Genomic DNA, 21,994 nt, shown 5'->3' on the forward strand with positions numbered 1-21,994 from the left:
CGTATTATTTGTAGAAACACTGAATTCCTACCATCTTACAGAAAATTATTTATTGGAGTTCAGAATTAAGATTGGATTAAGTTGAGAAAAGGAATAAGAAAATTAGGTTGGCTAAAAGGGATAAAGCCATTTTTTAAAGTACTCTTTCTGGCAACTTCTTGCCTATTGATTTCATTTTCAAGCGCTAAAGATCCTTTGGAAGAGATCATTGCAGGGTTTCAGCGCTACATTTCTGAGCAACCTCAGGAAAAGGTTTATTTACACACCGACAGACAAACCTATGCCGCAGGTGAAACCATTTGGCTGAAAGCCTACCTCACAGCCGGACCTTTCCACATCCCCTCCTCGCTGAGTAGCACTGTCTATGTGGAGTTGATCGGCTCGGAGGGAGAACTAATCCAGCAACAAAAGCTTTTCACACCTGATGGTTTTGCCTCCGGTCAACTTGAGCTTTCAGATTCACTCCCCTCAGGTAATTATCTACTGCGAGCCTACACCAATTGGATGCGAAATTCAGGTGAGGAATATTTTTTTCACCGACCCTTAAAAATTTGGAACAGTCAAGTCATCCCCGAGCCTTTTACGACTCCAGAAACTGAGCTTGCTACTGGAAAAGTGGACATTCAATTTTTTCCCGAAGGGGGAAATTTGGTCCAGGGGATTCTCAGTAAAGTGGCTTTCAAAGCCATTGGCGAAAATGGACTTGGAAAAGCTGTAAAGGGAAAAATTCTGGAAGGAGATGCCGTCATCACTGAGTTTGAAAGCAATTCACTTGGAATGGGAGTTTTTCCACTTTTACCTGAAAAAGGAAAAACCTATCAGGTCCACCTAGAAGGCTACAAAATGGATTTGGACCTGCCCGCTGCCCTGGAATCAGGCCTAGTCATGTCAGTGAACAACTCCGGCAAGTCTGAAGATATTGTGGTGAAAATCCAATCTTCGGAGAACTCTCAAATCTCCAAAATCAGTCTTTTGGCACAGACTCGCGGTTTGGTCTGTGCATCGAGTCGGGCCGACTTGGCAAATCGAGTGGTATTTGTACGAATTCCTAAGAAAGCATTTCCGACAGGAATCGCTCAAATCACCGCTTTGGATGAAAACGGAATTCCTTTGGCAGAGCGCTTGGTCTTCATCGACCATCAGGATCAGCTCTCACTTTCTGCTGTCCCTGACAAATCCAACTATGCCCCCAGAGAACCGGTACGAATTGACATCACCGCAAAAGACAAGACTGGACAGCCAGTGGTAGCCAACTTCTCCCTGAGTGTTTTTGATAAGAGCCAAGTGCCTTTTGATGAGGACCACGAAACCATCCAATCCAACCTATTGCTTTCATCCGAACTGCAAGGACAAATTGAAAAGCCGGGGTACTATTTCAATCCTGAAAATCCGGATCGGGAAGTTGCACTCGATTACCTCCTGCTCACTCAAGGTTGGCGAAAATTTTCACTCAAAAAGGCACTGAGCGGAGAACTCCCAAAACCCGCTTACCGAATCGAAAAAGGACTTACGATCAGCGGGCAACTCACAGATCCAAAAACCAACAAACCCATTGCCAGCAGTACCGCCTCGTTTCTTTCGCTTTTTCCTGTTTCTGAATCCAGGACCACCTCTAGCGATGCGGAGGGTAAGTTTGAATTCGAAGACCTCATCTATTTTGATTCTGCTGAGGTCATGATTCAGGGGAAATTGAAAAATGGAAAATCCACTGCTACTGTTTCTGCTGATCACACTCGTAGGACTCCCACACTTAGGTATCCGATATTACCCTTCTTTTCCACTCCAACTGTACTCGAAAGGGAATTTCTAATCAAAAGCATGGAGCGAAAAAATATAAGCAGAGCATTTGATTTTGACGAAGACCTTATTGCCCTAGAGGTAGTGGAAGTTACCGGGACAAAAATCATAGATCAATACACCGGTCCAAGAATCTATGGAGGTGGATCGGCAAAAATCACTGTGGCAGACAATCCTGCCTTAGAAAACCTTCAGCATCCGTTGGACTTGGTCAAAGGAAGAGTCGCAGGAGTGCAAGTTTGGGGCAGTGGTGATATCTGGAGCATTTTGATCCAGGGCGTAAGCTCCATCAACAGTAGTGTTGAGCCCCTGATCATGGTGGATGACATTCCGGTTCCGATCGAAGGCTTAAGTTCAATTCCTGTTTTGGAAATTGAAAGTGTATCGGTATGGAAAGGGCCGGATGCCGCGATTTTTGGTTCTCGGGGAGCGAATGGTGTATTGGGTTTCTACACCAAAAGAGGCAAAGCGCAGTCCAGCACCCCAAATCAATCGGATCACCCACCCGTGCCAAGCGGATATCAGATTGAAAAGGAATTCTATTCTCCAAAGTATGAAGCTAAGGAACCTCCACAGCCTAGACCCGATCAGCGAGTGACACTCTTTTGGGCACCGGACGTCCAAACTGATTCCACGGGAAGAGCCACAGTTCTATTTTATAATCATGACCTTGAATCCGTCCTCCGGGGTGAACTCGAAGGGATCAGCTGGAAAGGCGAGGTGGGAGTTTTGAGATTTCAAATTGGAGGAAAAATCGAGAGATAAATTTGTATGAAAAATCTATTCAAGTTACTTGTTGTTGCTTCAGTCCTTTCTTGTAATTCCAAAACAGAAGATGTGAGTCTTTCACTTCAAGTAATCGAAACAATCAAAATCTCTTTGGGTTCCACAGTCAACCCAAATCGGACAACTTATCAATACATCAATTCTGATTCGGGAGAATTTTTAGCACTTCAGAACAAATCAGTACATGGAATTGAATTCTTCAATCTGAAAACTGGGGCTCATAATAAGAAAATAAAACTTCAAAGAGAATGCCCTAATGGTTCGGGTTCAGTCAACGGCTTTCGGATATTTTCAAATGACTCGCTATTGGTTGCCTCTTATCCTCAAAAACTGATGCTCTTCAATTTTGAAGGGATAAAAACAAGTGAATTCTCGATTAAAGACACCCAAAACGATGTGAATTACATTTCTTCCAACAGCGAAATTCCCTTTTTATTTGATGGAAAAAAGGTGTTTGGAGCACAACCATTTTTTAGGAATTTCTTTGACATGACTGCTTCTGATCTGGGCAAATACAGTCATATTTATCAACTGGACATGGAATCTATCAATCCAGAGGCCGAATGGCTGCCCATCTCCAATCCCGAGGACACTTGGAAGGAAGGAAAAAAAGTATCAAAATTTACCTGGACAGATCGGGGAGACAGTATTTTGGTGTCTCCCTACAACGATCACCGAATTTGGGTTATTTCCAAGAAAAGGAAAGAATTACTAGAACTGGTAGAAGCAAAGGCACCAGAGGTGAATCAATTTCACATAATCAAGGGATTACCCTCCGGAGATCAGGGAATCATAGAAGAACTAGAATCCGACCGATACGAACTTCTTCTTTATGATGAATTTCGAGCCGTATTTTACCGATTCTATTTTGTAGGTATAGATGTCAACGACTTTGAAGTTCATTATCGGGAATTGTATTCAAATCGACCCAAAATAGGATTAGTGGTTTTGGACGCCAATCTGAAAATTATTGGAAACCATCTTTTTGAAACCCATCAAATCGAACCCTGGAACTACTTCGTAGGTCGCAAAGGTCTCTACGTCTCTACCAATAATCCTAACCGGGAAGATTTTGATGAGAATTACCTGAGGTATGATATTATCCGATTTGAGGGATTGGAGTATGAGGATTAAGCAAAGATTTGCAACTACTAGTTAAACCCAACTTAAATACATTACAAAACGAATATTTAGCCACTTAAACATTTTATTAAAATATTTTTAACAATTAGTTTGTTTTTTTTTTTGCGACTCCTATATTGCTGGTGATCTTATTGGCCAAGTGATCAGGGAAACCGAAATCCGCCCACGCAAAGGGATTTTTAACCAATAAATTCGTTATCAAGATTAAAAAGTTAAAGTTATTTGTTTTAGGAGCATCCATTTTTGGGATGACCGCCTTAGGCGTCTCGTATTTCGGGGCAAGTGAGGCTGAGGCACAAGGAGGTCCAATTGCCCAATGTTCCTGGAACGGAAACGACTGCTTTGATCCCATAGAGCACAATATGTGTATTTGTGAGGAAAAAGAAGAAGATAATTAGGATTGAATTCAATTCTAGTTGGTAATCCTCTTTTTAAATTTAGAAGAGGATTACCTTAACTCAACTATTTAAAATCTACTAAGAGCCTGGAAAAACTAACCTAAAAATTAAGAAAATTTCCTGGTTTTACAAAATCAAAATTCTGTTAATGAAATATCTCATTGTTGTCTTCATTTCAATTGTTTTAGGAGGTTGTAATTTATCACAGGAAAAAAATTCTTTTAAGGCCTACACTTATAATCAATTTGAAATACAATTACCTGAGTCATTCGCTCCATCTTCGCATAAAAGCCAATACATAGAATCAGATTCTGGAGAATACCTTGCTATGGTAAATAAAGCCCAACGAAAAATTGAGCTATTTAGCTTTAATACACTCGCTTCGGAACATCAAATTTATTTACCACTAGACGGTCCAAACAAAATAGGTAGTGAAGTAGGATTTCGCATCATTAATCCCGATTGTATCTTTATCGCAACAATACCTCCAGCAATTAAGATAATTGATTTCAAAGGTAATCTCAAAAGGACAATTCCAGTCCGCGACCCTGATAATGGAGTCAATTTTCTAACCTCTGATAACCGCCTTCCATTTCTTTTCGGAAATCGAGTCATTTTTGGTGCTCAACCATTTTTCAAAAATATTTATGAGACTTCTGAAAGCGATATTAAATCTTCAAAACATATCTATAAAGTACAGTTAGAAAATATTCAGGAAAAAGTGGAATGGCTTCCAATTTACCACCCTGCTGGTACTTGGGAAAAAGGCAGAAAAAGTATGGAATTGACTTGGGCAGATTTTGGAGACTCAATCATTGTCTCTCCGGTAAGCGATCACCGACTTTGGATTATTTCAAAAAGATCCGAAAAATTACTCGGATACGAGGAAGTCAAATCAAACTTTGTAAATCAGTTCGCTGTATTAGATCAATTGCCATATGGTGATGGCGGTATGATTAGGGCCCTTAATACTGATCGGTATGAACTACTCATATCTGATACCTATCGAAATGTTTTTTACAGATTTTTCTTCCGCGGATTTGAATTAGAGGAGTTCGAAACCTACTCTGTAAGGGATCTTTTCGGAAATCGTCCCAAAATGGGAATAATGGTCTTAAACCAACAACTAGAAGTCATTGGAGAACATTTATTTGAGAATTTTCAAATCGAACCTTGGAACTACTTTGTAGGCAAAAAAGGACTCTACGTCTCTACCAATAATCCTAACCGGGAAGATTTTGATGAGAATTACCTGAGGTATGATATTATCCGCTTTGAGGGATTGGAGTATGAGGAATAGTCCGGTTGTCCTTTATTTAATTCTGCTCGGGCTGATTGCCTGCAAGCCAAAAGGCAAAAGTGAGGTAGCCGAAATTTTGGGTATTGAAGAGCCAAAGGACTGGATACTGGTTATCCATCCTGAAGGATGTAAGACCTGCTTGGAAAGCTTGTATGATGACTTGGCGTCACTCACTTCAAATGCCGACGCAGCAATCGTAATCCTTGCCAAAAGCTCGAAAAATCTACGAATGATTCCATTGATTCAAGACTCCCCCCTTCCTTTGTATCTCGACGAATATAAGGTTTTAATCGAAAAAGGGGTTCTGGAACTTCAAGATCAAATTTTACTATTCAAGGATGGCAGCGTGGAAAAATTTGATATTCTTAACTACGAGAAAGTTTTTCATTCCATTGCCTCCTACAAGTAAAACCCTCCAAGGGTCTTGATCACTTGAAGGGCTGATGACCCTAAATCTCCGAAGTAAAGCGAAACTCGATATCGGGATAATTGTCCTGAACCAAATGTAATTCGAATTTAGAATCAGCGTTAAGGAACCGAGGATCTATCTTCTAAAAAAATATTCCTTCCAGTTCATGATAGTAATTCCTTCACTTCGGGATTGGGGTTGAGTACCTGCGTACAGCAGCGTTCCCATTTTTTTCTGACTCAAATTCATCCAGAATCTCAGGTTTTTGAAATAATCGGAGTTGATGGTTTTCCCAGATTTAATTTCCATGGGAAATAAGTCTAATCCCTCATCGATCAGCACATCAATTTCATGTCCGGTCTTATCTCTCCAGAAAAACAGATTGATCTCTTTTGCTTGATTCGTCCTTTCTTTGATCAATTCCGATACCACCAAATTTTCAAACAGTGCCCCCCGCAAAGGATGAAAATCCATCTGTGCAACAGTACTGATTCCCAAAAGAAAACAAACCAACCCTGTATCTAAGAAATAGATTTTTGGACGTTTGACGATAATCTTATTGAAGTTTTGAAAATGGGGTCTTAATAGGTAAATCAAAAAACTACTTTCCAAAATACCGATCCAAGATTGAATCGTCTTGGTATCTACCCCGACTTCGTTTCCGAGCGAAGTCATATTCAATTCTTGGCCTACCCTTCCGGCCAAAAGGCGAATAAATCGCTCAAAAACAATTAAATCAGTTATATTCTTGATCTGCCTTACATCCCGCTCAATATAAGTCCGCAGGTAATTTGGAAACCATAAATCCATAGGAATACCAGGCTCAAAGAGCGGTGGATACCCCCCCTTAATCATTAATTCATCTTCCGAAGGAATGCCAGCTTTTTCTGGGTAAAGTTCTGTCAAAGAAAAAGGAAGCAGTTGCAAATACCCTACTCTTCCTGCCAGACTCTGAGTGATGGACTGCTGCAAGAGGAAATTGTTTGAACCTGTAAGGATAAATTGTCCTGGCTGAGGACTTGAATCTACCACCCCTTGCAAGTAAGAAAACAGGTCGGGCGTGCGCTGTACCTCATCCAAAATAGCCCCTTCCGGGAATTCACTTAAAAATCCTCTTGCGTCCTCAAGCGCAAACCTCCTTTGATCAGGATCTTCTAAGGATACATAGGGTTTATGGGGAAAAATGGACCGAACGAGCGTGGTTTTGCCAGATTGACGTGGACCAACTACAGCTACTACTTTAAAATAGCTTGCCAATTCTTGAAGCTTTTCGGTTGCCCTCCTTGAAATCATAATCAAAAATATGGAAAAATATGGAATTGGATTCCATATTTTTCCAGTTTTTTCAATCAACTCAAGTACCGAAAAAGCTTTTTGGCAAGAAAAAGTCCGGCTCCGATAGCAATCGGAGGAGAAGCAGGACAATTAATAAAAACCCTCCAAGGGTTCCGAACCCTTGGAGGGTTGATGACCCTAAAACTCCGAAGTAAAGTGAAACTCAATATCCGGATAATTGTCTTGCACCATTTGCAGCCAGGATTTTGACTCGGCCATAAAGACCAGCTTGTCATCTTTGTCCCTAGCGATGTAGCGGTTCTTTGAGCGCACAAACTCATCCAATTGCTTTTTGTCCTTGCTGCTGATCCAGCAGGCTTTGTAAAGGTTCATGGGATGAAACTCCGCCGTGGCGTTGTATTCATTCTTGAGACGGAATTGAATTACTTCAAACTGAAGTTGACCCACCGTTCCGACTACTTTTCTGGAACCAATATCGAAAGTAAAAAGCTGCGCGACACCTTCTTCCATTAGCTGCTTAAGGCCTTTTTCCAGTTGCTTGGTTTTCATGGCGTCTTTGTTCACCACCTCTCTAAAAATCTCCGGTGAAAAGCTCGGAATCCCGGTAAACACCATGTTTTCTCCATCGGTGAGCGTGTCTCCGATTTTTAGATTACCGGTATCATATAGCCCGACAATATCTCCGGGGAAAGCTTCGTCGATGATTTCTTTGTCCTGCGCCATAAACTGCGTGACATTGGAAAATCGCAGGGGTTTAGCGCCATGGACATGATTGTAAGGTTTATTTCGCTCAAACTTCCCTGAGCAGATCCGCAAAAAGGCAATTCTGTTCCGGTGGTTTGGGTCCATATTTGCGTGGATCTTGAAGATGAATCCTGAAAACTTGGATTCTTCGGGCTTTACTTCACGCACATCCGTTTCGCGGCTTTTAGGAGCAGGGGCGATTTTGATAAACGTATCGAGCATTTCGTTTACCCCGAAGTTATTCACCGCCGATCCAAAAAATACCGGAGCGATTTTTCCTTCCAGGTATTCATTCACATCAAAATCCGGGTAAACCCCTTCGATCAAATCCACATCCTCACGCAGTTGTTTGGCATTCCCGGGCCCGATCAGTCCATCCAGTTGCGGATCTTTCAGATTTTCAAACACCTGCCGATCATCGCTAAGCTTTCGCTGGGATGGAGTAAAAAGATTGAGCTGCTGATCGTAGAGATTATAGACTCCTTTGAATCCTTTGCCCATACCGATAGGCCAGGAAAGCGGTCTTACGCTGATTCCCAGCTTAGTTTCGACCTCGTCCAGCAAATCATAAGGATCCCGGCCTTCCCGGTCGAGCTTGTTGATAAAGCAGATTACAGGCGTGTTCCGCATTCGGCAGACTTCCATCAATTTTTCAGTCTGGATTTCGACCCCCTTCACACAGTCGATGACCATGATGACCGAATCTACAGCCGTCAACGTCCGATAGGTATCCTCCGCAAAATCCTGGTGACCAGGCGTATCTAGCAAATTGATTTTGATGTCCTTGTACTCAAAACCCATTACGGAAGTCGCTACAGAGATCCCCCGTTGCTTTTCGATTTCCATCCAGTCGGACTTGGTTGCTGTGTCGATTTTGTTGGATTTGACCGCTCCTGCAGTCTGAATCGCACCACCAAAAAGGAGTAATTTTTCTGTCAATGTGGTTTTTCCGGCATCGGGGTGGGCAATAATGGCAAAAGTTCTTCTCTTTTGGATCTCTTCTTTCAGCGTCATGGGTATTGAATTTCAGGGGGCAAAGGTAGGGAAAATGGAATTATTAATTTTGAATTAGAACAATTCCCATCTTTAAGCATTCGGTACTAGGATCATCCGCAAGTCTGCCAGTAAGAAAAAATGAGCAAGGAAGATGGCGGATAATATTACCTATCAAAAAATCTCATGCATTTAGGCATTGAGATTAACAGTTTAACTATTCAAGTTAAATTCGCAAATGTAATTTGGCAAGTCTTCAAATCTCAGCTTAAAAAGGTCCCCGATTCGTGTCGATAAATCAAAACTTCAAAACCCATAATGATCTCGATCAGAAAATTACCAGCCGATGAACTCTCCAAAGTTCAATCCATCGCCCAACGCACCTGGCCTACTACTTTTGCCAATATTTTGAGTTCGGAGCAAATCGAGTACATGTTGAATTGGATGTATTCGCTCGAAATGCTGGAATCTCAGCTGGAGAAAGGACACACATTTTTGCTGGCTGAGGAAGAAGGGACCGAATTTGGTTTTGCGGGTTTTGAATTGAACTATTCAGAAGGACCCAATGCCAAGCTTCATAAAATCTACCTCTTGCCGGAGGCACAGGGAAAAGGTGCCGGAAAAGCATTAATCCTGGAAGTAGCCGATCGGGCCAGAAAAGCAAGTCAAAAAAGTCTACTTCTGAATGTCAACAGGTACAATCAGAAGGCGATCGAGTTTTACAATCGGATAGGGTTTCAAGAGATTTACAAAGAAGTCATCGATATTGGAAATGGCTACATCATGGACGATGTGGTGATGGAGCTGAGCCTTTGATGATTTTCTCACAGATACCTGAGATGTACACAGATTTTTCTATAACTGTGTACATCTGTGCCATCTGTGAGCTTTAACCCGTTTTTTATTTTAGTTCGACCTGCTCGATCTTACTGTTGTCTCCCCTGATCTCCAGATATTTTTTCTTCATTTCCTCGAGTTTTTCAGGATTGGAAGTAGCCAAGTTTGTTTGTTGACTGGGGTCATCTTTCAGATTAAACAGCTGATAATCCGTTGAATTTCCCAATTCAATATTGACTTGATTTTGTACTGCCGGACCCGGATAAGGAGGAATCATCGCCCAATCTCCCGATCGCAGTGCTGTTCTGGTGGTAGCTTCCAATACGAATGATTCTCTTCCTTGCTGGCTTTTCCCTAAAAAGGCTTCCAATAGATTCTCACTGTCAGGACCACTCGCCGAACTTCCGACCAAGGCCGCCAAAGAAGCTAACAAATCTATCTGAGTGACCAAAGCATCCGATACGCCGGGCTGGATCTTGCCTTTCCAATAGGTCACAAAAGGAACCCGTGTCCCTGCCTCAAAAAGGGAATACTTCCCGCCTTTAAATGGTCCAGCGGGCGTATGATTGCCCAATTTTTCTACTGCATCATCGTAATACCCGTCGTTTAGCACAGGTCCATTATCACTTGAAAAGACGATCAGTGTGTTTTCCAACAACCCTTCCTCTTCGAGCGTTTTATATAGTTCACCGATCACCCAATCTGCCTCCAAAATCACATCTCCCCTAGGACCCATCCCCGATTTCCCCTCAAATCTCGGATGTGGCGTACGCGGCACATGTGGCTGCTGCATGGGAAAGAAAAGGAAAAACGGCTCGGCTGACTGTGATTTTTCTTTGATGTAAGCCTTGCCTTTTTCCAAGAAATGATCCGCCATATCCACATCACTCCACTTGGCACTCTGACCACCTTTCATGAATCCTATTCGAGGAATTCCATTGACGATGCTGTTGTTGTGTCCATGATGCCACTTCATGGTGAGCAAGTCCGGATTGGTGATCGCTGAGGGTTCACCGTCAAAGTTTTTATCATAATCTACCAAAATGGGATCATTTGGATCGAGATTAACCACTCGTCCGTTTTCGATATAAACAGTTGGCACACGGTCTTGCGTGGCCGCCAAGATATGCGAATGATCAAAGCCTACATGATTTGGATTTGGGGAAATCTCCTGATTCCAATCCACCACGCCAGTTCCCAAACCCAAATGCCACTTACCAATCACAGCGGTTTCATAACCTTGGCTTCTCAGCATTTTTGGAATGGTCATCTGCGCAGTATCAATGATCAATGGGGCTGTACCGGGAAGGATTTTGGCGTTTTGATTTCTCCAGGGATACGTTCCGGTCAGAAGGGCGTATCGGCTTGGGGTACAGGTAGCCGAGGAAGCATAGCCATTGGTGAATTTTATACCTCCGTTGACCAAGCGGTCCATATTGGGAGTTTGGATCGTCCCGGACTGATAGGCACTGACATCTCCATAGCCCAGATCATCAAGATAAATGAAAACGATGTTGGGTTTGTCAGCGGTAACCTCCTCATTTGTCTTGGGCGCTTGACAGCTTAAAAAGAGGCAAAATGACAGGATACAGAGTAGAAGAAAGGATTTTACTTTTTCCATGGACTTTGGGTTTTGCTGGTTTTATGATATAAGATTTCTATTTGTTTTCAGGTTGAGACAGTTGATAGTTTTGATCGTACAAGTCTCGCTGTTGGACCTTCCAGGATGCTCCCTCCAAAAATAAAGGATGGGGCAAACTCAGATCCCAATCACCAAGTTTTTTGAGTAGATCTATGGTAATCTCAGGATACTTTAGCGCAAGATTGTTTTGCTCTGAACTATCATTTGATAAATCAAAAAGCAAAGGCAATCGGTCGGGAAGGCGAATCAGTTTCCATTGCGCCTCAAGAATTCCTGCGCTGATGGTAAATCTCCACTTCAGACTCGGATGTGGAGGTGTCAATTCCTGCCCCAAAATATAGGGAAGTAGGTTTCTCCCCTCCAACCCAGCTGACTCATCAAAATCAACTCCGGCAGCTGCCAGAAATGTAGGCATCAGGTCCAGGGAAGAAATTGCCCGATCAAACCGAACGCCTGCCGGGATTTGTTTTGGCCATTTTATAAAAAAAGGCACCCGTAATCCGCCCTCCAACAATATTCCTTTCTGACCATTAAAAGGCGCATTGATCGAGGCATTGCTATCGACAGGACCACCATTATCACTTAAAAAAATCACCAGGGTATTTTCCTCCAAGCCTTCCGATTCAAGAGCTTGCAAAATTTTCCCCACATTCAGATCCAGTCGGTACACCATGGCTAGGTATGTTCTCCGCTCAAGGTCCCCTATATGAGAAAATAAGTCAAGATCATCTTCCAAAGCCTGCAGAGGCGCATGCGGGGCATTGAATGAGGCATAAAGGAAAAAAGGGTTCCCCTTATGCCGCTTGATAAAATCCACACATTCGTCGCCCTTATCATCGGTAAGGTAACTGATCGTCTGCAGGGTTTTGATATTGCTGCTCAAGGGCGATAAATATCCTACCCCGTTCGGATCTGATCTGAAATAGTTGTGGCCTCCACCCAGGTAGCCCCAAAATTCGTCAAAGCCACGATTGAGGGGATGAAACTGGTCCTGAGAACCCAAATGCCATTTCCCAATTAATCCGCTTACATACCCAGCTGCTTTCAATCGGTCTGCAATGGTCTTTTCTTCTACTGGCAAGCCTGCAAATTCAGGATCAAAGCCACGTTGCTTTTCAGAGAGGTTATTATCATAGCCAAAAGAAACCTGATTTTTGCCAGTCAACAGGCCCGCTCTGGAAGGACTGCAGACCGGTGCGGAAACATACCCCTGGGAAAAATGGACTCCCTCCCGGGCGATCCTGTCAATAAAAGGTGTCTGAATCTGCTTACTCCCATGGATACTCAAGTCTGCATAGCCCAGATCATCCGCTAAAATGAGTACAATATTGGGTTTTTGATTTTGGGCAATCAACTTCTCGCCCAGACCAAACACCAGCAAACAAACGATGATAAGTTTATTCATAATTCCAATTTTACTCCAAGCGGGAAATATCCCACTGATCATACCAGCGAAGTATAGGCATTGACCCTTCAAATTCCACCGGAAGGAAGATATATTTTCCGTCGATCGGGTTTTCAGGGGTCCATCGATCCCCCACGTAGATGAAGGCCTCTTTTTTCCCAATCACCGGAATCACATAGGTGCTTTGGGACCAAAATGTGGTCATATTTTCCTCCTCTGTTCCCCTGCACGGATTGCCCAAGGCTGTCCAGGGACCCAGGGGATGATCGGCAACAGCGGATTTACCTGGATTTGGCTTCCAACCTGTCAATCCAGAGGAAAACATGTAATATTTTCCATCCTTTTTGAAAACTGCCGGAGCTTCATTTTGCTGTCCTGCCAGTACACGGGTATAATTTCCGGTATGACTCAGGTAATCCTCGCTGAGCTCGGCTACATGAAGAGTCTGATTATTTTCTGATGAATAAAAATGATAAGCCTTCCCATCATCATCTACAAATAATGTCATATCTCTTGCCATCTGCCCGCGCTCAAAATCCCTTCGTAAAAATATCCCATCCACAACCGCTTCTTTCCATTCAGGAGACCAAGCTTTTAACTCTTCCAAATTAACAGGCTTGGTTTTCATACTATCCGGATAATTTGCCGGCCAAATTCCGGGATTGGGATTGACACTTTTTACATACGTATAAGGACCAGTCACCTGATCGCTTACTGCCAAACCAGTGAGTGCCGATTCATAGCCTTTACCTTTGAGTTCATGATGAAACCACATCACAAATTTACCTGTCTTCTCATTGTAAATCACTTTTGGACGCTCAATCACGCATCCTTTGACAAGAGGTGAATCGGGATTTTCATGTACGCTTAGTGCTATCCCTTCATTTTTCCAATTGTAAAGGTCCTTTGAGGAATAAACCCCCACTCCAACCTGAGCTTTGTTTCCTTCTTTGCCCCCAATCTTATGCTCCCCAAACCAATAATAAGTATCATCAACTGTCAAAAACCCTCCGCCATGTGCATTGATATGTTCTCCCCGGTCATCTTTCCACTCCTTTCCGGGATGAAACCGATCATAGGAGACATCCTTGGATATAAATCCGGTAATGAGAATGGCTATAATTAATATTTTCAATTTCATGTGTTTATAATTTGATTTTTTCGGTCACATGGAATGCCCTGCCCCGATAGCTCGGGGCATCCCCCTGTGCGAGAAACTTTTATCATGGGCATTTCATATTCAACTCAATTTTCACCTTCGACAAACTTAATCGCTCCGATCCCCGGCTTTCCATCAATAGGATTGCCTAAGAAATCCCGCTCCAAATCCACTCCCTGAATCAAGCCGAAATCATCTCCTTCCAAAAAGGGGATGGTAATCCCGGGTTCTACATATTGGCCTCTTTGAGGGATGTAATCCTCTGCATTCAATCCTCCTGGCTTACTGAAGCTGACTTTGCCGATAATCGGATTTGAATCCTGAATCAAAGCATCCTGTGGCCAGCTTCCTGCCTGCAGGAAAATATTGTTTTTAAAAAATACCCGCTCCAGATTTCCCGTCTCCCCATCATCAGGCTTGTACTGATCACCCGGAACCATTTGCGCAGGACCTTCCAAATGGAAAATATTGTTGGCAATCAAGATGCCTTCGGATCGGTTATCAATGGCGATTTTCGGGACAATATCCGAACCGACATAGATCGTATTGTTGTAGAAATAGGAATTGACAGGCCCCTTTCTTGCCTTTTTCTCCCCCTGATACCCACTCAGCCAAAAAGTTTTTCCTTCCTGAAAAGCACCGTTTTCGCCCTTCACCCGGTGACCGTCGTTGACGCTGATATTATATCGGTAAGCGCAGTTGAAATTGTTTCCCAGTACTTCGATAAATCCTCCTGCATTGTGCGCACTGAAGTTGTATTGCAGGACGATGTTGTCACAGTTGTAATCGATATGAGCCCCGGCAGAATCGCCCGGACCATTGGCATACATGAATTTATTTTTTTCGATCAGCACATTGGAAGCACTCCAGGTCCAAAGCCCACTACCTCTACCCCATTTTCTGAAGTCGTTCGTGCTACCAGAATAGCTCACTTCATTGGTAATGACATGGACAAATTTCACTCCCGACATCTGAATTCCCGGGCCGCCTGTGTGGGTCAACTTATTGCCTGAAATCGTAACTCTTCTGATATTTTGTGCTGAATTCCCGGTCAATTTGATCCCGGTATGACTGACATCCGCAATGTCAGAATTCAGGATTTTCACCTCTTCGATCAACGCGGACTCCGATTGGTTGATCAGCCGGATTCCCCAGCCGTAGCGTTGGGTCCCGTTAGCTGATCGGACTTCATCAGTTCCCCGAATGAAGCCTTTTTCCTCAAAGAAAATCCGGGAAATCTTCAGCCTATCCAGCGTGATTCCTTTGACAAGTCCGTCGCCTGTTGCCAAAATCAAAACGCCTACCCGCATTTCTCCTGCGGGTTTCATTGCACCGTAACCCTCAGCAGTGATCTCCAGATTTTCAACCCGGATGAAGCTGGAGTTTTGAATCAGAATGCCGTTTGGAAACCCCTTGGCATCGATTTTTGCAGGACTTGAAAAAGAGGATCCATGCTCACTGAATGAGGTAATAATCAAGGGCTGATCTTCCTTTCCTTGAAAGCCCTTTAGCTCCAAAGTCCCCTGAAAAATCTGTCCCTCTGCCAGCAAAATCCGGTCACCAGGAACAAGCTTTAAGTCGCTGACTTTAGAAAGGGATTGAAAAGGCTCGTCAGTTGAAAGGCCTGAATTCTGGTTATTGCCTTTCTGGGGATGAAAGAAATAATCCTTCGAAAAAGCCGATGCCGTACACAGGAAAAGGGAGATCAATCCCAAGAGGAATATATAGGATAAATTAGTTTTCATTAGGTTTAAAGTTTATTGAAAAAATCACTCAGTCATTTTTTTTGATTTCCGGCGTAAATCGATCCGGATGCAATCGGCTGTATTCCCTATCCTCCAAAAGACCCAAAAAAACAGGATCCATCAGGAGCATCTTCCACTGATAAATCTTCGCCGAAAGGGAATTTTTACGGAGGAGATCAACTGAAATCACATTTTTACTTTCGGATAAATCTGACTGTATGTCAAAGAGCTGCCCGATTTCTTTTTCCAAAATCATCTTTGAATCTGCAGTCCGGATAGCTACCCTTCCGCGGTCAAAGTTTCTCCAGTAAAGCGCCTGATGGGGTGGATTTTGATTTTCTCCAGTCAAAAAGGGGATCAGATTTACACCATCCAGCTCGTTTTTGGGCTCTGCATTGGCTAATGCCGCAGCCGTAGCAAAGATGTCCAGTGAAATCACCGGATGATCAAAATCCTGACCTTCGGGAATCTGACCTTTCCACTGCACCGCAAAGGGGACCCGTACTCCTCCTTCGAAGAAATCACTTTTGAATCCTCTCAGCGGTCGGTTATCGGAGGCATTGTCCTTCGTTGGCCCGCCATTGTCTGAAAGAAAAAATACCAAAGTATTTTCCTCCAGTTTCAGCTCTTTCAACAAATCCAACAAAGCCCCAACCCCATCATCCACAGCGGAGACCATGGCCACATAGGTTTTTCTTCGGGGATCTTCGATGTGGTCAAACCTACTCAGGTATTTCTCGGTAGCCTGAAGGGGTGCATGGGGTGCATTGTATGCCAGATAGAGGAAAAAAGACTCAGATTGATTCCTCTTCACAAAGTCCAATGCTTCCCTCGAGAGTGCATCAGTCAGATATTCCGTTTCCTCAACGGGTCCGTCATTTCGGGTGAGTTTGGTGCGGTAGCCATCGTATTGACTTTGAACCTGACTTTCTTCCAGATTCCACTCTTCCGGAAAATACCGGTGTCCCCCTTCCAGAAAGCCATAAAATTCATCAAAGCCACGCTTGTTGGGTGTCAAACTGGGATGTGCACCGAGGTGCCATTTACCCAAAACTCCGGTTTTGTACCCTGCTTTTTGCAACAAATCACCCATCGTCTCCTCAGCAAGCGGAAGTCCCATGGTTGAATCTTTAGGGGCCAATAGTGGATTACGGGAAAATCCGAATCGATCTTGATAACGCCCTGTAATCAACCCCGCCCTGCTCGGACCGCAAACTGCGTAGGAGACATATCCCGCTCTAAATACAACTCCATTTTTTGCAATGCGGTCGATTCCCGGAGTAGGAATATCCTTGCTTCCGTTGAATCCTACATCGGCATAACCCTGGTCGTCCGTCAGGATGATGACGACATTCGGTTTTTCGGATGCGGGCCTTTGCTGCGCAAAAGAATATCCCGCCCAAATCAGAAAAAGAACTGTCCAATAGGATTTTATCATGGTTGGAAATTAAAAGGAACCACCCCCGTCTCAAAAAGACGGGAGTGATTAACCAATCTACCCTATGTTTAACTTTTGATTTTTAATTCCAAACCGGATTTTGAACCAGTCGGTCATTCGCATCGATTTCATTTTGGGGAATCGCAAATACTTCTGACTGACGACCGCGATAGACCGGATTGTACGGCCCAACTGGATCTGCCTTCGCTCTTGCATAAGCAGCTTCTACCTCTCCCCAGCGCTTCACGTCAAAGAAACGTAAGCCCTCAAATGCCAACTCAACCCTTCTTTCCCTACGGATGAGCGCTATCAGTTGAGCCTGAGTCAGGGACGTACCATTTACCTGCGTCACGGTGGGCATTTTGGCCCTAGTCCTGATTTGGTTCAATAAAGGATAGACTTCGGAAAGCTGACCTGATTCCGCCAATGCTTCAGCTCTCATCAGCAGTATATCCGCATAACGGATCACGTAAAAGTCTTGACCGCCTTGACTATCCGGACTTATTCCACTTGCAGACAAATTGTTCCGTATGTATTTTTTCTGACCAAAGCGGGTTGCTGTGTTTCCTGCAAATGCTCTGTTGAGGTGAATCAGGAATATATCTCCTTGAAAATATATCGAAGCTCCAAGTCTGGGATCTCTGTTTGCTTTTCGCTGTGCAGGATTGTAAAGAGGTGATGCCGTAATAGGAAGGCCATCTATGCAAAGGTAAGCATCAACCAAGTTGGGCATCGGTTGCATATTCACACGGGGAATCCCCAGGAATGTGGACGAAAATGTCTCACCGTTATTGGATTGGTCTTGGATAAAACGGACAGAAAATACAATTTCTTTGGATTGCTCGCCCGCTTCAGTGAATAACTGGGCATAATCCGGGTGAAGCTGATAGCCCAAGGTCATAATTTCCGAAGTCAGTCTGATTACTTCCCCGTAATTTTTATTGTACAATTCAAATCTTGCCAACATCCCCAAAGCAGCACCTTTGGTCGCATAACCAAACTGATTGGCAGGGTAGGCTACAGGCAATGCTTCGGCTGCCGCTTTTAAATCAGCCGTGATAAGCGCCTTCAGTTCCTCATAGGTATTCTTTGCCACATAGGACTGCTCCAAAGTCTGGAATTTTTCGATCAGAGGAGCATCCTCATAATACACGGCCAAATGAGAGTAAAACACAGCTCTCAGAAATCTTGCCTGTCCGAGTAAGGCGGCTTTTGATCCTGCACTGATATTGGCATCGGGAATGGTTGCTATTTTTTCGATCGCAATGTTCGCCCGGCCTATTCCCCGGTAAAGCGCAGTCCAAAAGGCATTGAAGAAAGAAAATGCAGGATCAGCGCGACCTTCCATAAAATTTCCAGGCCCTTCGAATTTAAAATTGTTGAACGCGTTGTCTGCAAATGCGTCATGCTGGGGAATACCTGCGGTTGCATTGAGATTGCCTCCATATAATACTCTGTCCTGGAGCGCGGCGTAGATGCCATTGACCCCCAATTGTGCATCCTTTTCATTCATCCAGAAATTGCTTTCCGCCAACTGGGTCAATGATCCCCGCTCCAGATAGTCTTCTGAACAGGAAGCGAGAAAAACCAAACTGATGATATAGATAAATTTTTTCATGGGAATTAGAATTTGATGTTGATACCTGCAGAAATCACTTTGTACAGCGGGGTGGTCCGATCTGTACCGGTTCCTCTTTGTCTTTCAGGATCGAAATTTTTCACCTTGGTGAATGTCAGCAGGTTTTGTCCACTCACGAAAACTCTGGCCTTCTGAAGCAATACCTTCTGAGAAGCAGTCACGGGAATTGTATAGCCAAACTCTAGATTTCTCAATCTCAAATAGGACATGTCCTGGATGTAGAAAGTGGAGGTGACCGAATTATTTATGCCTCCCAATCTTGGTAAAGTCTGGGATGGGTTCTCCGGTGTCCATCGGTCAACCCAATAAGAGAGTGAATTATTCCGATCACCTTCCATGGGAGTTTGCCCATTGCTGAACAGCAACCTGTCCAATTTTCCAACTCCCTGGAAGACCATATTCAGATCGAAACCACTGAACTGAAAATTGGCATTCATACCATAAATCCATCTGGGAAAGGGATTTCCGATAACTGTACGATCGAAGGCATTGATGACTCCGTCAGGAATTCCGTCAGGACCCGAGAGATCTGCATATCTCATATCGCCAGGACGGGTCAAGTTGCTCCCAAATTGTCTCGGTGCGCTATCCACTTCCTCTTGGGTTTGGAAGATACCCTGTGCCTGATAGCCAAAGTAGGAATTGAACGGAACCCCGATTCGGATGATTGTATTTCCACCGATTGTCTCAATACCGTTTGGACCCAGGCTGGTAACTCGGTTGTCTGCCATTCGGGTGACGTTTCCTGAAAAGTTCATCACCAGTTTGCCGATATTTTCACGATAACCGAGCGAAAGCTCCAAGCCTGCATTTTCCATTCCTGCCGCATTCACTGCGGCAAGATTGGTCACTCCGATAGAGTTTGGAATAGGAAAGTTGGTGTAAAGAATATCCGAACTGATTCGCTTGAAATAGTCTGCTGTCAGGTTGACTTTGTTATTGAAAAAAGAGGCATCCAATCCTATGTTAAATTGCTCGATCGATTCCCAGGTGATAAAGGGATTTGCCAAAGAGGTCAAAGCCACTGCCGATAGGATCACATCCTGTCCTACATGATAGTCAAGACCGGTGTTGTAGGTCTGCTCGAAGATGTAATTTCCGATTCGGTCATTGCCGCTTATTCCCCAGCTTCCGCGGATCTTCAAATCTGTGATGGTTCGCGAACCACTCAGAAATTCCTCCCTTGCGATATTCCAGCCCGCTGATACAGAAGGAAACGTTCCGTAGCGGTTATCTCTCCCAAATTTGGAGGAGCCGTCTTTTCTGATATTGGCCTCAAAGAGATATTTCTCTTTGTAGTTGTAATTCACTCGTGCAAAAAATGACTGCCATGCTTCTTCCGAAGCTCCTCCACTCACAGATGGATTGAGTACGCCGCCTCCGTTGAATTCCTGAATGGCATCCGAAGGAAAACTCTGAAGTGACCCCGAAAACCCATCGACTTTGTCATAGATCACAGAATGTCCCACAATTACGCTCAGGTTATGCTTTTCCTTGATGCGGGTAGAATATCTCAGGATATTTTCATTGAGTAAGCGATAGTTGAAATCCAAGGTGTTGGAAAGGGAATTCAATACATTTTGCTGTACCACATTACCCGCCCAGTCACGTGTGGTCAATGTGGGACGAAAATTGGATATGTTATCAAAGTTGATGATTGCACTTCCGCTGGTTTCAAAAAACAGTCCGTCGGCAATCTTGGCACTTAAGCCAATTCGCTCACTTAAATTGATATTGTCACTGCTGTAATCTCCAAAATTCCCTGTCAGCAGGACATTGTTGATCGGATAGGAGAAATTTACATTCTCGTAAGCGCCATCTACTACCCCCAATTCACCATTGGAATAATATACCGGAACAAGCGGGGAAGAGCGCTGAAACTGATTGATAATTCCGGTTTCCCCGGTAATGGCATTTGCACCACCGTTGGGGCCTACAAATCTGGACCAAAAACCGTTGGTCACATTAGTTACCGTCAACCATTTATTTGGCTTCAATGTCAGGTTTAACCCAAGATTGTAGCGGTCTGATTTGAATTTACCGTTTACAACAGCCTCCTGATTGAGATAACCCAAAGACACCCGGTAAGTTACCTGATCGGATCCTCCGGTAAAGGAGAGGTAGTGATTCTGGATCGGAGCATCTCTCAATGCTACCTTTGCCCAATTGGTATTAGCAAATTGGTCAGGGTCGGTACCGTTGCGAATGGCTTCTATATTAGCCTCAGAAAATCTTAAGGGAGCATTCGGACCGTTAACGTTTCGATCACGCTCATTTCTGAGCAAAGCATAATTGACAGCATCCAAATACTCCGGTACCACGGTGACCCGCTGCACCCCGTAGTAGTTGTTGTAATCCACTGAAAATTTCCCCTTGGTTCCTTTTTTGGTTGTCACCACCAAGACCCCATTTGCACCTCTGGCACCGTAGATGGCCGATGCGGATGCATCTTTCAATACGGAGATGCTTTCGATATCGGATGGAGCCAGGTTATTGAATTCCGCCAATCCGGTGTATTGGATATTGTCAATCACCACGAGTGGGTTGGTACCTCCAAAAGTTCCAATTCCACGAATGACTATCGCAGACCCATCTGCCCCGGGAAGACCTGAGGACTGGGTAAGCTGCACACCGGAAAACTTACCGTACATCAGTTGTGCGGAATTGGTGACAGGCTGATTGACTGCGTCGTCAAATCGCACCGTCTCCACAGATCCCGTCAGGTTGAGCTTTTTCTGCTCTCCATAGCCGACCACCACTACTTCTTGGAGTAGTGATTCAGACTCGCGAAGTGTCAGATTGATTATCGATTGGTTTCCAACTTGGATTTCCTGAGAATTAAATCCCACCAGGCTAAACACAAGAATTGATTCCTGGGAAGCTACCCGGATTGAAAAATTTCCGTCCAAATCAGTCACCTGACCATTTGATGTTCCCTTTTCCAATACAACAACACCGGGAAGTGCCTCCCCATCAGGAGAAATAACTTTTCCGGATATACTTGCGGTGGTTTGCCAAGCCCAGGCAAAAGCTATCGTTTGGATGTAAAGCAATCCTAACAAGAGCATTTTTTTCTGAGAAAGGAACCTGCCAAATCTTCTTAAAGGAACAGTCTCCTTTACTTTGATGAGTTTCATGAATTACGATTTTTGGGTTCGCGATAATTGTTACTGCCCAAATTTGACCCAAACAAGCTCCTTTCCGTGGGCTGAATCGGCCATCTTAGGGGGGTAAATCAGCCATAATAAAAAAAGCACCCATCG

At 43.9% G+C, this 21,994-nt stretch carries 14 protein-coding genes; 5 read left to right on the forward strand and 9 right to left on the reverse strand.

Annotated features, from left to right (window positions below; genetic code table 11):
* Nucleotides 1-165: 165 nt before the first annotated feature.
* From Q8M62_RS16625 to Q8M62_RS16640, 4 genes are all read left to right on the forward strand, one after another.
* The gene (locus Q8M62_RS16625; RefSeq protein ID WP_304899259.1) at nucleotides 166-2,562 is read left to right on the forward strand and encodes a TonB-dependent receptor plug domain-containing protein; all 2,397 of its coding nucleotides are present in this window, start codon (nucleotides 166-168) and stop codon (nucleotides 2,560-2,562) included.
* 6 nt (nucleotides 2,563-2,568) lie between these two features.
* Nucleotides 2,569-3,717, forward strand: a complete 1,149-nt coding sequence (locus Q8M62_RS16630) for a DUF4221 family protein (protein WP_304899260.1) — start codon at nucleotides 2,569-2,571, stop codon at nucleotides 3,715-3,717.
* Nucleotides 3,718-4,272: 555 nt separating this feature from the next.
* Nucleotides 4,273-5,424, forward strand: a complete 1,152-nt coding sequence (locus Q8M62_RS16635) for a DUF4221 family protein (RefSeq protein WP_304899261.1) — start codon at nucleotides 4,273-4,275, stop codon at nucleotides 5,422-5,424.
* Nucleotides 5,384-5,833, forward strand: coding sequence for a hypothetical protein (locus tag Q8M62_RS16640; RefSeq protein WP_304899262.1), 450 nt, complete (start codon nucleotides 5,384-5,386; stop codon nucleotides 5,831-5,833). Before Q8M62_RS16635 ends, Q8M62_RS16640 begins: the two co-directional genes overlap by 41 nt.
* Nucleotides 5,834-5,968: 135 nt before the next feature.
* Here the strand turns inward: Q8M62_RS16640 and Q8M62_RS16645 are convergent, their stop codons facing one another.
* Both Q8M62_RS16645 and Q8M62_RS16650 read right to left on the reverse strand, forming a co-directional pair.
* On the reverse strand, nucleotides 5,969-7,126 hold the full coding sequence (locus Q8M62_RS16645) for an ATP-binding protein (RefSeq protein ID WP_304899263.1): 1,158 nt from the start codon (nucleotides 7,124-7,126) through the stop codon (nucleotides 5,969-5,971).
* A 180-nt stretch (nucleotides 7,127-7,306) separates the two neighbouring features.
* Nucleotides 7,307-8,887: a peptide chain release factor 3 gene (locus Q8M62_RS16650; protein WP_304899264.1), complete on the reverse strand. Its 1,581-nt coding sequence runs from the start codon at nucleotides 8,885-8,887 to the stop codon at nucleotides 7,307-7,309.
* A gap of 297 nt (nucleotides 8,888-9,184) precedes the next feature.
* Here Q8M62_RS16650 and Q8M62_RS16655 point away from each other — a divergent pair, with 297 nt between their 5' ends.
* A complete protein-coding gene (locus tag Q8M62_RS16655; protein ID WP_304899265.1) occupies nucleotides 9,185-9,682 on the forward strand; it encodes a GNAT family N-acetyltransferase in 498 nt (165 codons plus the stop codon).
* Between the two features lie 85 nt (nucleotides 9,683-9,767).
* Here the strand turns inward: Q8M62_RS16655 and Q8M62_RS16660 are convergent, their stop codons facing one another.
* From Q8M62_RS16660 to Q8M62_RS16690, 7 genes are all read right to left on the reverse strand, one after another.
* Nucleotides 9,768-11,324: an arylsulfatase gene (locus tag Q8M62_RS16660; RefSeq protein WP_304899266.1), complete on the reverse strand. Its 1,557-nt coding sequence runs from the start codon at nucleotides 11,322-11,324 to the stop codon at nucleotides 9,768-9,770.
* Between the two features lie 37 nt (nucleotides 11,325-11,361).
* Nucleotides 11,362-12,750 (reverse strand): sulfatase-like hydrolase/transferase, encoded by a 1,389-nt coding sequence (locus tag Q8M62_RS16665; protein ID WP_304899267.1) that lies wholly within the window; start codon nucleotides 12,748-12,750, stop codon nucleotides 11,362-11,364.
* Nucleotides 12,751-12,760: 10 nt separating this feature from the next.
* Nucleotides 12,761-13,891, reverse strand: coding sequence for a glycoside hydrolase family 43 protein (locus Q8M62_RS16670; RefSeq protein ID WP_304899268.1), 1,131 nt, complete (start codon nucleotides 13,889-13,891; stop codon nucleotides 12,761-12,763).
* 104 nt (nucleotides 13,892-13,995) lie between these two features.
* On the reverse strand, nucleotides 13,996-15,654 hold the full coding sequence (locus Q8M62_RS16675) for a right-handed parallel beta-helix repeat-containing protein (RefSeq protein WP_304899269.1): 1,659 nt from the start codon (nucleotides 15,652-15,654) through the stop codon (nucleotides 13,996-13,998).
* 28 nt (nucleotides 15,655-15,682) lie between these two features.
* Nucleotides 15,683-17,092 (reverse strand): sulfatase-like hydrolase/transferase, encoded by a 1,410-nt coding sequence (locus tag Q8M62_RS16680; protein WP_304899270.1) that lies wholly within the window; start codon nucleotides 17,090-17,092, stop codon nucleotides 15,683-15,685.
* An 82-nt stretch (nucleotides 17,093-17,174) separates the two neighbouring features.
* Nucleotides 17,175-18,710 carry a RagB/SusD family nutrient uptake outer membrane protein gene (locus tag Q8M62_RS16685; protein WP_304899271.1) on the reverse strand — a complete coding sequence of 512 codons (1,536 nt, stop codon included), beginning with the start codon at nucleotides 18,708-18,710 and terminating at the stop codon, nucleotides 17,175-17,177.
* Nucleotides 18,711-18,715: 5 nt separating this feature from the next.
* Nucleotides 18,716-21,868, reverse strand: coding sequence for a TonB-dependent receptor (locus Q8M62_RS16690; protein ID WP_304899272.1), 3,153 nt, complete (start codon nucleotides 21,866-21,868; stop codon nucleotides 18,716-18,718).
* Nucleotides 21,869-21,994 lie beyond the last annotated feature (126 nt).

Source organism: Algoriphagus sp., assembly GCF_030694375.1.
GTDB lineage: Bacteria > Bacteroidota > Bacteroidia > Cytophagales > Cyclobacteriaceae > Algoriphagus.